This window comes from Bradyrhizobium sp. USDA 4474, from assembly GCF_054057515.1.
Genome location: NZ_JBSRZJ010000002.1, coordinates 2211232 through 2223280, shown reverse-complemented (window position 1 = coordinate 2223280; position 12049 = coordinate 2211232). Strand labels below are relative to the sequence as shown.

At 64.4% G+C, this 12049-nt stretch carries 13 protein-coding genes and 1 tRNA gene; 7 read left to right on the top strand and 7 right to left on the bottom strand.

What is annotated here, in order from left to right; genetic code table 11:
- Positions 1–27: 27 nt before the first annotated feature.
- On the bottom strand, positions 28–603 hold the full coding sequence (locus ACVW16_RS12260) for a L,D-transpeptidase (protein ID WP_456699470.1): 576 nt from the start codon (positions 601–603) through the stop codon (positions 28–30).
- 345 nt (positions 604–948) lie between these two features.
- On the opposite strand from ACVW16_RS12260, the gene ACVW16_RS12255 reads away from it, so the two are divergent.
- From ACVW16_RS12255 to greA, 5 genes are all read left to right on the top strand, one after another.
- Entirely contained in the window at positions 949–2496 is a 1548-nt protein-coding gene (locus ACVW16_RS12255) for an acetolactate synthase large subunit (RefSeq protein ID WP_456699469.1), read from the top strand.
- A gap of 39 nt (positions 2497–2535) precedes the next feature.
- The gene (locus ACVW16_RS12250) at positions 2536–3054 is read left to right on the top strand and encodes a hypothetical protein (protein ID WP_456699468.1); all 519 of its coding nucleotides are present in this window, start codon (positions 2536–2538) and stop codon (positions 3052–3054) included.
- Positions 3055–3699: 645 nt separating this feature from the next.
- A complete protein-coding gene (locus tag ACVW16_RS12245) occupies positions 3700–4032 on the top strand; it encodes a hypothetical protein (RefSeq protein ID WP_456699467.1) in 333 nt (110 codons plus the stop codon).
- A gap of 152 nt (positions 4033–4184) precedes the next feature.
- Positions 4185–4667 (top strand): hypothetical protein, encoded by a 483-nt coding sequence (locus tag ACVW16_RS12240; RefSeq protein ID WP_456699466.1) that lies wholly within the window; start codon positions 4185–4187, stop codon positions 4665–4667.
- A 75-nt stretch (positions 4668–4742) separates the two neighbouring features.
- Complete coding sequence (greA, locus tag ACVW16_RS12235) at positions 4743–5225, top strand: transcription elongation factor GreA (RefSeq protein WP_456699465.1); 483 nt, start codon at positions 4743–4745, stop codon at positions 5223–5225.
- Between the two features lie 563 nt (positions 5226–5788).
- On the opposite strand, the gene ACVW16_RS12230 is transcribed toward greA, so the two are convergent.
- From ACVW16_RS12230 to ACVW16_RS12210, 5 genes are all read right to left on the bottom strand, one after another.
- The gene (locus ACVW16_RS12230; RefSeq protein WP_456737383.1) at positions 5789–6499 is read right to left on the bottom strand and encodes a TetR family transcriptional regulator C-terminal domain-containing protein; all 711 of its coding nucleotides are present in this window, start codon (positions 6497–6499) and stop codon (positions 5789–5791) included.
- 186 nt (positions 6500–6685) lie between these two features.
- Positions 6686–7426, bottom strand: a complete 741-nt coding sequence (locus ACVW16_RS12225; RefSeq protein ID WP_456737384.1) for a hypothetical protein — start codon at positions 7424–7426, stop codon at positions 6686–6688.
- 58 nt (positions 7427–7484) lie between these two features.
- A tRNA-Val gene (locus tag ACVW16_RS12220) sits at positions 7485–7559 on the bottom strand.
- 160 nt (positions 7560–7719) lie between these two features.
- On the bottom strand, positions 7720–9018 hold the full coding sequence (locus ACVW16_RS12215) for a hypothetical protein (protein WP_456699462.1): 1299 nt from the start codon (positions 9016–9018) through the stop codon (positions 7720–7722).
- Between the two features lie 119 nt (positions 9019–9137).
- Positions 9138–9746 (bottom strand): DUF1134 domain-containing protein, encoded by a 609-nt coding sequence (locus tag ACVW16_RS12210; protein ID WP_092231860.1) that lies wholly within the window; start codon positions 9744–9746, stop codon positions 9138–9140.
- A gap of 141 nt (positions 9747–9887) precedes the next feature.
- On the opposite strand from ACVW16_RS12210, the gene ACVW16_RS12205 reads away from it, so the two are divergent.
- On the top strand, positions 9888–10373 hold the full coding sequence (locus ACVW16_RS12205) for a YHS domain-containing (seleno)protein (RefSeq protein WP_456699461.1): 486 nt from the start codon (positions 9888–9890) through the stop codon (positions 10371–10373).
- On the opposite strand, the gene ACVW16_RS12200 is transcribed toward ACVW16_RS12205, so the two are convergent.
- A complete protein-coding gene (locus ACVW16_RS12200) occupies positions 10367–11194 on the bottom strand; it encodes a 3'(2'),5'-bisphosphate nucleotidase CysQ family protein (RefSeq protein ID WP_456699460.1) in 828 nt (275 codons plus the stop codon). The genes ACVW16_RS12205 and ACVW16_RS12200 overlap by 7 nt on opposite strands.
- A 174-nt stretch (positions 11195–11368) precedes the next feature.
- On the opposite strand from ACVW16_RS12200, the gene chpT reads away from it, so the two are divergent.
- Positions 11369–12022, top strand: coding sequence for a histidine phosphotransferase ChpT (gene chpT / locus ACVW16_RS12195; RefSeq protein WP_456699459.1), 654 nt, complete (start codon positions 11369–11371; stop codon positions 12020–12022).
- Positions 12023–12049 lie beyond the last annotated feature (27 nt).

Sequence of the window (12049 nt, the reverse complement as noted above, 5' to 3'; positions counted from 1 at the left end):
GAAGCAGGTTCCTGCCGTTTTCGCCGGTCAGTTGTTCAGCACCACCACGGTGGTGCCGACCCCGACGCGGCCGTAGAGGTCGGTGACGTCGTCATTGGTCATGCGGAAGCAGCCGGAAGACACCGCCTGGCCGATCGTCTCCGGCTCGTTGGAGCCGTGGATGCGGTAGAGCGTCGAGCCCAGATACATCGCGCGGGCGCCGAGCGGGTTCTCGATGCCGCCCTTCATGTGGCGCGGCAAATCGGGCCGGCGGGCGATCATCTGCGCCGGCGGCGTCCACTCCGGCCATTCCTTCTTGGCGGTGATCTTGTGCACCCCGCCCCAGCGGAAGCCGTCGCGGCCCACGCCGATGCCGTAGCGCAGGGCCTGGCCGTTCCCGAGCACGAGGTAGAGCCGGCGCTCGGCGGTGTTCACCACGATCGTGCCGGGGGCATAGTTGCCGTTGTACATGACGGTGGCGCGGGGAATCGGGCTCACGCCGCCACCGAGATAGCTGGAGGTGCTGGTGCCGGTGAAGTCGTACATTCCCGCGGCGGATGCGTCGGCGGCGCCGGCCAGCAGGAGCGCGATTGCGGTAAGGTGCGCGGCAAAAAACCGGATCATTGTTTCCCCCAGCAAAAAATAGTTTCAACGAAAGCCACAGGCCATATTTGCGGGCATTCCGCAAGCCACGGCCCCGTGAGGCAGGCCAACGTTAATGGATGGCGTTGCCTAACCGCACCAATTGGTTGGAAAACATTAGAGCGTATTCAAGCGAAGTGGATACCGGTCGCATTAACAAAACGCGTCAAAACAAGAATCTAATGCGCCGCGGAACGAGGGGCACGGCCAAGCGGGCGCATCGCGGTGCGGGGCAGGGTAGCGATGCCGGCACTTGCTTTGACGGGCCGAGCGAACAATGATTGATCGCAAGACCACTGGAAATGGCCGGTTGCGGGAGCAGACAGAATGAACGGTGCGGAAAGCCTGGTGCGGACGATGGTCAAGGGCGGGGTGGACGTCTGCTTCACCAACCCGGGCACCTCCGAGATGCATTTTGTCGCGGCGCTCGACCGTGTGCCGGGCATGCGCTGCGTGCTCGGCCTGTTCGAAGGCGTGGTCACCGGCGCTGCCGACGGCTATTTCCGCATGAAGGGCACGCCTGCCTCGACCCTGCTGCATCTCGGCCCGGGCCTCGCCAACGGCCTCGCCAACCTGCACAACGCCAAGAAAGCCAATTCCGGTATCGTCAACATCGTCGGCCAGCACGCCGTCTACCACATCGATTACAACGCGCCGCTGACATCCGACATCGAGGGCCTGGCCCGGCCGATGTCGTCCTGGGTCCGCACCTCGCCGAATTCCAGATCGGTCGCCGCTGACGGCGCCGCCGCGATCGCCGCCGCCAAGAGCGCCCCGCCGCAGATCGCGACCCTCATCCTGCCTGCCGACACCGCCTGGAACGAGGCCGACGGCATCGCCGAGGTTCCGGCGGAGCAGCAGCGCGCCAGCTACTCCCCGCAGGCGGTCGAGCAGGCCGCAAAGATCCTGCACGGCGACGGCGAGGGCACGCTGCTGCTGATGACGGGCAGCGCGCTGAGCGAGCAGGGCCTGGCGCTGGCCGAGCGCATCGCCGCCAAGACCGGCTGCACCGTGATGGGCCCGACCTTCCGTCCCCGGATGGCGCGCGGCCGCGGCCGCTTCTCGATCGACCGCATCCATTACGTGATCGAGAACGCGCTGCCGATGCTGGCCAAGTTCCGTCACATCGTGCTGGTCGAGTCCGACGATCCCGTCGCCTTTTTCGCCTATCCGAACAAGCCGAGCATGCTCAAGCCCGAGGGCTGCGATGTCCATCGCATGACCTCCTGGGGCGAGAATTCGGTGGCGGCGCTGGAAGCGCTCGCGGGCGCCGTCAAGGCCAGCGCCAGGGACGTCAAGCCGCAGGCGGTGCAGGAACTCGTCAAGCCGACCGGCGCGCTCACCTTCGCCTCGATCGCGCAGGCGATCGCGTGCGCGATCCCCGAGAACGCGATCATGGTCGATGAATCCCTCACCACCGGCCGCGGCTTCTTCCCGCCGACGGCGGCGGCAGCGCCGCATGACTGGCTCCAGAACATGGGCGGCTCGATCGGCTTCTCCACCCCACTGTCGATCGGCGCCGCGATCGCCTGCCCGGACCGCAAGGTCATCACCATGGTCGGCGACGGCAGCGCGATGTACACGATCCAGTCGCTATGGACGCAGGCGCGCGAGAATCTCAACATCGTCACCATCGTGTTCGCCAACCGCATCTACCAGATCCTGCGCGGCGAGTTCGACAATGTCGGCGCCGGCGAGCCCGGCCAGCGCGCCAACGACATGCTCAGGCTCGATCGCCCGACGCTCGATTTCGTCGCTCTCGCCAAGGGCATGGGCGTGCCGGGCCGCGCCGTCACCAATGCCGACGAGTTCAACAAGGCGCTGGCCGAGGCCGTCGCCGAGCCGGGACCGCGGCTGATCGAAGTGCAGATGTAAGGGGCGCGCGACACGGAGTGCCAAAAGCCCGGAGCCAGAATGCAGACCGAGCTGAACAAGGTGGTCACGGCGCTCCGGGACTTCTATGCCCACGAGGTCTTCCTGTTCGAGAAGGATATCGGCGAACGTGCGATCACGCACCGCTTCGCCGTCTATCTCGAGCGGCAGTTTTCGGGCTGGTCGATCGATTGCAATTACGACCGGCTCGGCGAGCGTACGCTGCATTTGCCGCACGGCACCATCATCTCGACCGACGATCATCTCGGCAAGTCGATCTATCCCGACGTCGTCGTGCACCAGCGCGAGATTCCCAACAATCTGCTCACCGTCGAGATCCGCAAGGCCAGCAATCACACGCCGCTGGAGCACGACCGGCACAAGCTGAAGGCGCTGACAGACCCGCATGTCTGGTTCGCCTATTGGATCGGCGTGCTGCTGGTGCTGGACAAGAACAACGTGACGACGTCGGAGGTCTATGTCAGCGGCACCCTCGATCAACCGGTCTCGCTCTGGTTCGCGGAGCGGCTAAGGGAGAGCGGCCTCGGGGCCGCCCATTAGGGCGTGCACTCACGAGCGTTAGCGCCGGGCGTGGAGCCGGGAGACTGCCTCGGCCTGTTATGGGTTCCCATTGATTCATATCAACGGTGAGACGCAATGTGTCGTGTCACGTCGTGTTTGATCATCGCCTCATAGGGAGAGCAACATGACGGGAAATGCCAGGCTTCTTGGATTGATTGCGACGGCTGCGGTGCTTGCGGTCGTTCCGTTGTCGCCTCGTTACTCGCCGTTGACGGTGCTATCGGTATCCGTTGACCGTGCCGAAGCGAGAGTTGGGCGACCGCTCACACCGATGAGCGTAGCTGGCGTCAATCGCCGGGTGCATCGGCGAGCTTACTATGGCGCGGCAGCGGCGGGAGCCGCCGCTTATGGAGCATATGGCTATCGCAGGGCCTGTGGCTACTACCCCCATCCGCCCTGCTATTGAGGCACCTTTTCCGTCGGGGTGAGGGATAGCCCAACACTTTGGTCTCATCAGGCTTTGAGCGACAAGGGCCGCCCGCATGGCGCGGACGGCCTCGCATCATCTCTCGTCACCCGCTCGGTGCAGCGGCGCAACCGCCCTCCCGCCTATCCTTGGCGGACGTGCACACGTCGATCCAACTACGCTGCGCCTATTGAGGATCAGACAGTTTGGAGGTCCTGATGCAAAAATCATATTGGCTGGCTGCAGCCGCCGCACTGGCGCTCATCACGCAATCACCGCTCGCGCTGGCGCAGGGCGCGCCGGCCAACGGTGCCACGCTGCCGGCCGCCGCATCCGGCCCGGCGCCTGCTGCGACCACGCCGCCGGCTGCGACCACCGATGATTCGACCCCACCGGCCAGGTCGAAGAAGAGCGCCGCGAAGAAGCCGGCGAAGAAGATGACGCGGCAGCAGGAGATCGATCATTCGATCGACAACGGCACCGTTCCGGGGCGCTATCGCAGCTCGGTGCCGAAGGAGTACCAGCGATATATTCCGTTCGAGAAGCAGTGACGGATCCTGCCGCGGCGCGAGATCCACCCGCGTTGCGCGGTGGTGGAAACGGTTGGAGCCATGCAGGAGTGACGCCGTGGTCTGATCGGCAGCCCTTGTGGCGCTCTCCTGTGCCGGTGTTACATTAGGCCAGGGCACCGGGGAACGTTCAGATGAGTGACGATGCGAAGGATGCTGGCCTGGTCGCCATGATCAGCAGCATCCTGGGCGGTAACAAGCGCGCAGAGGCGGCCAGCCCGCCGGCGCTCGCCGAGTTCCTCCCAGTCGCGCCGGTCGCCGACCCGGTCGCTGTGGTGCCTGAGCTCCCGCAAGCCGAGTCACCGAAGCTTCAGGATGCTCCCGATGAAACGTTGGCTGCGGCGAAGCCGGTCGCGCCTCCTAGTCAACCCCTGACCCCGGATGGCAAGCGGCTCCTCCCGGCGGAGGCCATTGCCGATCTCGTGCTCGGCGAGTTGCGCAAGATCGAGAGTTTTCCGGCGTCCGGCGTCTCGGTCACGGTCTACGGTTACAGGCACTGGAATGCGATGATCACCTTCGAGCCGTTCTCGACCAGTTTCCAGAATGCGACCCGGTTCCGCCAGGCGCTGCCCGACCTCGTCTTCAAGCTGCGCCGTTTCGTCGAACTTGAGATATAGTCAGGGATCATCGCCGCAGGCTCGCGGTGTGATGGCGCGGCGGTCACTCCGGAACCGTTCGACAGGATCTACGAATTGAGCGTTGCCTTTACCAAGGAAGAAAGCGCGGAGACCGCGTCCGAGACGCTGTTGCCGGATCGGCCGATCTCGCCGCATCCAAACCTCGTGACGGAGACGGGCTTGCAAGCCTTGCAGGCACAGCTCCAGCAAGCGCGCGAGGCCTATGAAGCCGCGCAAACCGTCGATGACGTCAACGAGAAGCGCCGGCAATCCGCGGTACCATTGCGCGACATGCGCTACTTCGCCGAACGGCTGCGCACGGCGCAACTGGTTCCCAATCCGGCTTCGACCGCGATCGTCGCCTTTGGCAGCACAGTGACGTTCAGTCGCGCCGACGGCCGTGTGCAGACCTACCGCATCGTCGGCGAGGATGAAGCAGACCCGAAGGCCGGCTCGATCTCGTTCGTCTCGCCGGTCGCAAAGTCGCTGATGGGCAAGGCCGCCGGCGACGTCGTCGGTTCCGGTGCGCAGGAGCTCGAGCTCCTCGAGATCGCATAGGGGTCACGGCCTCATCGCCGTCGGTTCGCGACGTCCGCAGTCAAGGGTTCCTCCCTTGCCGTCTCGGTCGTCGCGCTGTTGGCAGGTCCTCGTTCGGCGGAGATCTTGCTCATGACCAGCCGTACGCCATGGACGCGCCTGAAACCGAGTAGATCGGCGTCCAGGGTAGAGCGCCGATGGTCGCTGCTCCAGAATAGATGCGCGGCGAAAGCCAGAGCTCCGAGGATGACGGGGGCGGCGAGATAGGGGAGTAGGCGTCTCATACTCTTCATGTCCTCGTCGACAGCTGCAATGTCTCGCTCCCGGCCCGGCGGGTCAGCAACATCTCAGGCTGGCTTAGGTACATAACGATCGTTCAAGAATCTATAACGATCGGTCAAGGGTGGAAAGCGCGGCCGTGAAAGGGCGAAAGGAGATTGGCGTCGGCGCATACGTGCGCCGGCGCAGGCACCCGGACGATTGCTCAATTAATAGGCAGGCGACCCGCAAGGCGCCGCTTCGCGATACCCGGTCAGGCGCAAATGCTTTGAGACGCCGACAATTGCCGCCGAACGTGGCGGCGATCAGCCGCCCCTGGTGCTCGGCGCCGCCTTGGGATCGGACGTCGAACAACCAAGCCCGCCGAGCACGAGCTGTACGATCGTGGATTTGGCGGCTTCGTAGTCAGCCTGCTCCAGCTGACGCTTGCGCTTCATGATGGTCATCTGGCTGGAAAAATCAGCATAGGCCTGCGTCATTGCCCAGATACAGAAGAACAGATCGGCCGCGCTGATCGGCCGAATGGCTCCGCGCGCGGCCAATGCCTCGATGGCCTTGGTCTTCTCATGCAGCTTCGGCGTCGAGACCTTCTCGATGAAGCTGCCGATGAAAGGTGCACCGCTGATGATCTCGTTCGCGTAGATGCGCGACAGGTGCGGATGTTCGCGGGAGAAATCGATCTTCTTGTGGATGTACCGCACGAGAACGGTCTCGATGTCGGCCGTGGCGTCGAGGGACTCCATGTCTCTCGCCCATTTGTTCATCGCGCGTTCGAGGATCGCGCGATACAGATCCTCCTTGTCCTCGAAATAATAGTAGATGTGGGCCTTCGCCACCGACGCCTTCTTGGCGATCAGCGCGGTCGTTGCTCCGCGGAAGCCGAAATGCCCGAACACGAACTCGGCCGCATCGAGAATCTTCTCCTCGATATCAGGCGCAGCCGCGGCGGCCCTGCGGCCCCCCTTCGCCGCGCGGCGGATGCGAAAGTGCGGTTTGTTGGTTGCTTCCGCTGCCATGCAAGTTCCGGGAATATGGCCGCGTGAGCGGCAGGCTGATGCTCACCTCAGGTACATCAGTGATCCACGGCACGCAATTGGCCGCAAGATGGATAGTTGGCGCACAAGGAATCAAACCTTGGACCTTTCCCGCGTGAAGAGGAGACCATGTACGTCGATGTCATAGCCGTTGCCACACCAGCCAACCTATCCCGTCGGAAGGGGCTTGGGATTGGGTGCGTTTCGCTCCGCATCGCTGTGGGGGCCCCGAGGGGCAGGGACGGCCCATGAATTTCCAACGCGATTTGCGGCGGCCGTTCGAAGTCCGGCTGCTGCGCCGAAGATGGGCTTTTCGACCGCGTGGTACATCAATGCCGCCAACGCGATCAGGATGAGCACGTACGCCGGCAGCGATATCAAAATCGACGCATGTGGAAATGCCGACACCAGCGCATTCAACAAGACCAGGTGGAATATGAGAGGCGGCCCGAGAACAGCCCGAGGGCGGTCAAAGCGCGCGACTTCGCAACCATCGTGTCGAGCCGCAACGCCAGCAATATCGCTGCTGCCCCGACGAATGCTTGATAGAACGGGAATAAATGTGCGGGGAGCGAATACCAGGACGGCGTGATCGCCTCCGTAAGTAGGAAGCCCCCCGCGAATAAGCCAGCGAAAGTCGTGACGAAAGATATCGGCGCGCTGCATCGCTAGATGCAACAAAAACCCGTAGGCGATGGAATCGACAGAACGGGTATCGAAAAAAGTCACCTGACCACACTCGTGAGCCGTGATTGAAACCGCGAGCATGGCGATGACGTAGGCCGGCACGGTGCGCATCCAGCGCCTGACCCAGAATATGGCAATGTTGCGCGTGGACCGCCCTCGACCGATCACCGTGCAAATCTGTGGCGCGAGCACGAAGCCACTCAGCACAAAAAAAGAGCTCAACGCCCAGCACCGATATAGTCTCAAACAGATGCGGACGCTGGACTTACAGGAACATTGATGGTGGGCGCACAAGGGATCGAACCTTGGACCTCTCCCGTGTGAAGGGAACGCTCTCCCGCTGAGCTATGCGCCCGGGACCATCATGCAGACGGCCGGACTGTTCGGCCGGCCGGCGCATCAGAGCCCGCGATTTAGAAGTGGGAGCCCGAGGTGTCAAGTTTTCAGGTGGGTTGAGGCGCTGAAAACCTTGCTTCAATCCATCGAATTCGCGGCGAGGCCTGATTTCGGCCCGCTTACGCGCCCTGCTGGCGGGCGCGGGAGGCGTGGGCTTGGAGGGCGCGGATGCGCTCGGCCAGCGTTCCGCCGCCTTCGGGCAGGGCGGCTGCGGCGGCGCCATTGGTGGCAACGCCGTTGGCCGGCCGCGGGCCCTGCTTCGGCGGCTGGCCGGCTTCGGCCGCCAGCATCGCCTCGATCGGCGAGTTCGGGCCCTCGAGCTGCATCGCGAGCTTTGCCACCTCGGCGGCGATGTCGTTGATACGCTCGCGCAGCAACGCGTTCTCCATGCGCTCGGTTGCCCAGGAGCTCTCGGCCTGCTGCTGGATCGCGTTGATGTCGCGCTGAAGCTTGGCGCGCTCGTCGCGCGCGGTGCGAAGCTGCTCTTCCAGCGCGGCCTTCTCGGTGCGCAGCGTCTCCATTGCGGCCGACGACTTGCCGCCGCTCAAGGCCGCGATCTCGACGCGCAGCTCCTTGATGATGCGCTCGGAGCCTTCGTTGCTCTGGCGGAGCTGGTTGTTCTCATAGTCGCGCTCGGCGAGCAGCTTGCCTTGCGTGGCAAGACGACCTTCGAGGTCGGCGACGCGCCCCGAGAGCATCTCGGCTTCCTTGACCTGCACGATCAGCTGGCGATCGAGCTCGGTGACGCGTTGGCTCAGATTCTCGACGCGGCCGCGGGCATCGCCGAGCTCGCGCGAAGCGGTCTCGGATTCGGTGCGCTCCTGCGTCAGGCGGGCCTGCGTCGCGGTGAACTCTTTCTCGGCATCGCCGACGCGATTCTTCAGCTCCTCGATCTGGGCGCGCACCGCGACCAGCTCGACCTGACGGCTCTCCGCCATCATCGAGCGGTCGGACAGTTCGGAATTGATTTTTGCGAGCTCGGCCTGCTTGTCGGCCAGCGCGATCTCGGCGGCGCGCAGCGCTTCTGTCTTGGTGTTGAATTCCTCTTCGGTGGCGCGGAGCTGCTCCTTGACCGCCTTCTCGCGGGCCTCGAGCGCGAAGATCGTGGCGTTCTTCTCGCCGAGCTCGATCTTCATGCGGTTAATGGCGTCGCTCTTCTTGCCGAGCTCGGCAAGCTGGCTCGTGGTCTTGTTCTTGAGCTGGTCGACGCTCATCTCCAGCCGGCGCGCCGACATGGCGAATTCGGCGCGGAGCTGGTCCTTGTCGGCCTGAATCTCCGCCATCGACAGCGGCGTTGCGGCCTCGAGCCGGCGCGTGGTCAGGCGGACCGCGCGGTTATGCACCAGCGGCACGATGGCCAGCCCGCACAGCATCGACAGCAGAAAACCGATCGCCAGGTACATGATCGGTTCGACCATGGGGCAGAACTCCGCGAGCTAAGGAAAAATTTACCAAAGACAATGCATGGCGTGCCGGCAAAAAGCCAGCCCCGCCCTGTTGTTAACGTGAATCCTCAACTGGATCGGAGGAGAGAACCCTAGAACGGGTTCCAGGTCGCGCGCGGCGTGTATTTCAGGTAGCCGATATTGGCGCCGAGGCGTAAGCCGAGGCCGGAGCGGATCGGCACCAGCACGATGTTGTTGGCGGTGAGCGCCGTCATGCCGAAGCCGCCGATGATGTAGGCCGAGCCGTCGATGCCGGCGAAGCGCTGGTAGATCGCGTTGGTGGCGGGCAAATTATAGACCAGCGTCATGGTGCGCGCGCCGTCGCCGCCCCAATCGAAGCCGAGCGATGGACCTTGCCAATAGACGCGCAGATCGCCGGCGTTCTTGGTGTAGAGCGTGCCTTCGCCATAGCGCAGGCCGGCGACGAACGCGCCGGAGCCTTCCTCGCCGAGGATGTAGCCGTTGGGCAGGCCCCATTGGCTGACCGCCTTCTCGATGATCGAGGCAAGCCCGCGGGAGACGTTGCCGAAGAAGTGGTGGCCGGCGGTGACGAGTTCGTCCGGCCCATACGTATTGGGCGACGGGGTCCGCTGTGGCGGCGGCAGATCGGGCGGCGGTGCGGCTGTCTGGGCGGAGGCCGGCACGATCCAGCCGGCCAGCGCGACGAGCGCCACTGCGGCAAGGCGTGATGCGAAAGTCATAAAAGAACCCCTGGTATCGATTCCGGTCCGCTTCCCTTAACCTGATGCCAACAGGCACGGCTCTAGGTTGCGCCGGATGTCCCCTCGACTCGGATGTTATCCGCAGCAACTATGACGGCACAACGGCAGGAAGATAGCCCTTTGCGCCCCGGAATCGCCTTGATCGGCCGTCTGGTCTGCCTGCTGGCGGTCGTTTGGCTGATCTGCGCCGGATCGCCGGCCCACGCCGCCACCACCGAGCGGATTGTCGTCAATCGCTACTCGGGCGTTGCCATCGAAGGCTTCGATCCCGTGGCCTATTTCGTCGATGGCGCGGCCGAGTTGGGAACGGCGGAGTTCGAGGCCAACCTATGGGGCGCTGTCTGGCGCTTCCGGAACGACGGCGACCGGGCGGAATTCCTGGCCCACCCCGAAATCTATGGGCCGCAGTTCGGAGGCTATGATCCGGCCGATATCGCGCGGGGCGTGACCATTGCCGGCAATCCCCGCTTCTTCGTGATTTCGGCGCAGCGGCTCTATCTGTTCAGCCGCGAAGACAACCGCGATGCCTTCGCCAAGGATCCGGAGCGCTTCCTGTATGAAGTCGGCAAGCGCTGGCCGGCGCTCCAGGACAAGCTCAGTCAGTAACGCATGTCCGCGCCGGCATCGCCCCAGGCGATGAACGCCGGGATGATGAAGCCGGTATCGCCGCGCTCGCCGAACCGGAGCGCGCCCCCCTTGCCGTCGGTCACCTTGCCGCCGGCCGCGGTCACGACCGCACAGCCCGCCCCGACGTCCCATTCGCAGGTCGGCCCGAAGCGGGGGTAGATGTCGGCGCTGCCCTCCGCGATCCGGCCGAACTTGACGGCCGAGCCGCAGGTCTTTCTGACGGCGTTGGGCCTGCTATCGATGAACGCTTCGCTGGTGGGGTCGCCGTGCGAGCGGCTCACCGCCGCAACCCAGGGCTCGCCATGCCGGGGCAGCTTGCGGGTCTGGATCGGCTCGGCAGCGCCGATAGTCGTTCCGTCGAACGGCACGCGCTCGGCACCGCGGCCGACGATGCCGCGCCAGAGCAGTCCGAGCGCGGGCGCGCTGACGATGCCGAGCAATGGCACGCCCTGGGTCACGAGGGCCAGGTTGACGGTGAATTCGTCACGGCCGGCGACAAACTCCTTGGTCCCGTCGAGCGGATCGATCAGGAAGAAGCTGCCGCGAAATGGCGGCGAGGCGAGCTGGCACCGCTCTTCCGACAACGTCGGCACGTCGCCCGCAAGCCTGGCCAGGCCCTCGGCAATGATGCGGTCGGCGGCGAGGTCGGCCTCGGTCACGGGCGAGCCGTCCTGCTTGCCGTCGACCCGCATCGCCGCGCGGTTGACGGCCAGGATCGCCTCGCCGGCCTGGACCACAAGTGCGCTCAGGGGCTCCATGAGCGGGGATGCAGCCTCGCCGTCGATGATCCTCACCGGCATGCCCCATTGATTGGCAAGTCTCGCCTCCCGTCACGTGATTCGTCCGTGCTCCTTACGGCCGCTTCCAGCCTATCGCAAGCTAGCTGGCACGGGCTGGCGAATGATAGAACCCGCAACATCCGTCAAGCATGCGTGATTCGCCGCGTCCGCGCCGTGCAATTCCAGGAACCCTTTATGTCTGACGCTCCGTCTTCAGGTACCGCTTCCACTCCCGATATGCTCGAACTCGCGGCGCTGCTGTGCTCGCGGGTCTGTCATGATCTCATCAGCCCGGTCGGCGCCATCGTCAATGGGCTCGAGGTGCTCGATGACGACCCCAAGCCCGAAGATCGGGAATTCGCGCTCGAGCTGATCCGCAAGAGTGCCAAGACGGCTTCCGCCCGTCTGCAGTTCTGCCGCCTTGCCTTCGGCGCCGCCGGCTCCTCCGGCGCGCAGATCGACCTCGGCGACGCCCAGACCATGGCGCGCGGCCACATCGAGGACGGCAAGTGCACGATCACATGGAATCTGCCGCGGCTGTTGATGCCGAAGAACCGCGTCAAGCTGCTGCTCAATATGCTGGTCGTGTCGCAGCACACGATCCCGCGCGGTGGCATGCTGACGGTCGATCCGATCGGCGAAGGCGAGACGATGAGCTTCCGCATCACCGCAACCGGACACAACGCACGCCTGCCGCAGAACATCTCCGAGCTTCTGAGTGGTGAACGCGGACCGGCGGCGGACGCGCACGCGATCCAGCCTTATTACACGCGGCTGCTGGCGCAGGCCTGCGGACTCACCGTGACGCTCAGGCTGGAGGGCGAAGCCATCATCGTTACCGCTTCGTAAACGCGCGCACCGCTTCCAAGCCTTAAT

Coding starts and splice junctions, on each gene's coding strand:
- ACVW16_RS12260 (WP_456699470.1), bottom strand. CDS start 603: ATGATCCGGTTTTTTGCCGCGCACCTTACCGCAATCGCGCTCCTGCTG.
- ACVW16_RS12255 (WP_456699469.1), top strand. CDS start 949: ATGAACGGTGCGGAAAGCCTGGTGCGGACGATGGTCAAGGGCGGGGTG.
- ACVW16_RS12250 (WP_456699468.1), top strand. CDS start 2,536: ATGCAGACCGAGCTGAACAAGGTGGTCACGGCGCTCCGGGACTTCTAT.
- ACVW16_RS12245 (WP_456699467.1), top strand. CDS start 3,700: ATGCAAAAATCATATTGGCTGGCTGCAGCCGCCGCACTGGCGCTCATC.
- ACVW16_RS12240 (WP_456699466.1), top strand. CDS start 4,185: ATGAGTGACGATGCGAAGGATGCTGGCCTGGTCGCCATGATCAGCAGC.
- ACVW16_RS12230 (WP_456737383.1), bottom strand. CDS start 6,499: ATGGCAGCGGAAGCAACCAACAAACCGCACTTTCGCATCCGCCGCGCG.
- ACVW16_RS12215 (WP_456699462.1), bottom strand. CDS start 9,018: ATGGTCGAACCGATCATGTACCTGGCGATCGGTTTTCTGCTGTCGATG.
- ACVW16_RS12210 (WP_092231860.1), bottom strand. CDS start 9,746: ATGACTTTCGCATCACGCCTTGCCGCAGTGGCGCTCGTCGCGCTGGCC.
- ACVW16_RS12200 (WP_456699460.1), bottom strand. CDS start 11,194: ATGCCGGTGAGGATCATCGACGGCGAGGCTGCATCCCCGCTCATGGAG.
- chpT (WP_456699459.1), top strand. CDS start 11,369: ATGTCTGACGCTCCGTCTTCAGGTACCGCTTCCACTCCCGATATGCTC.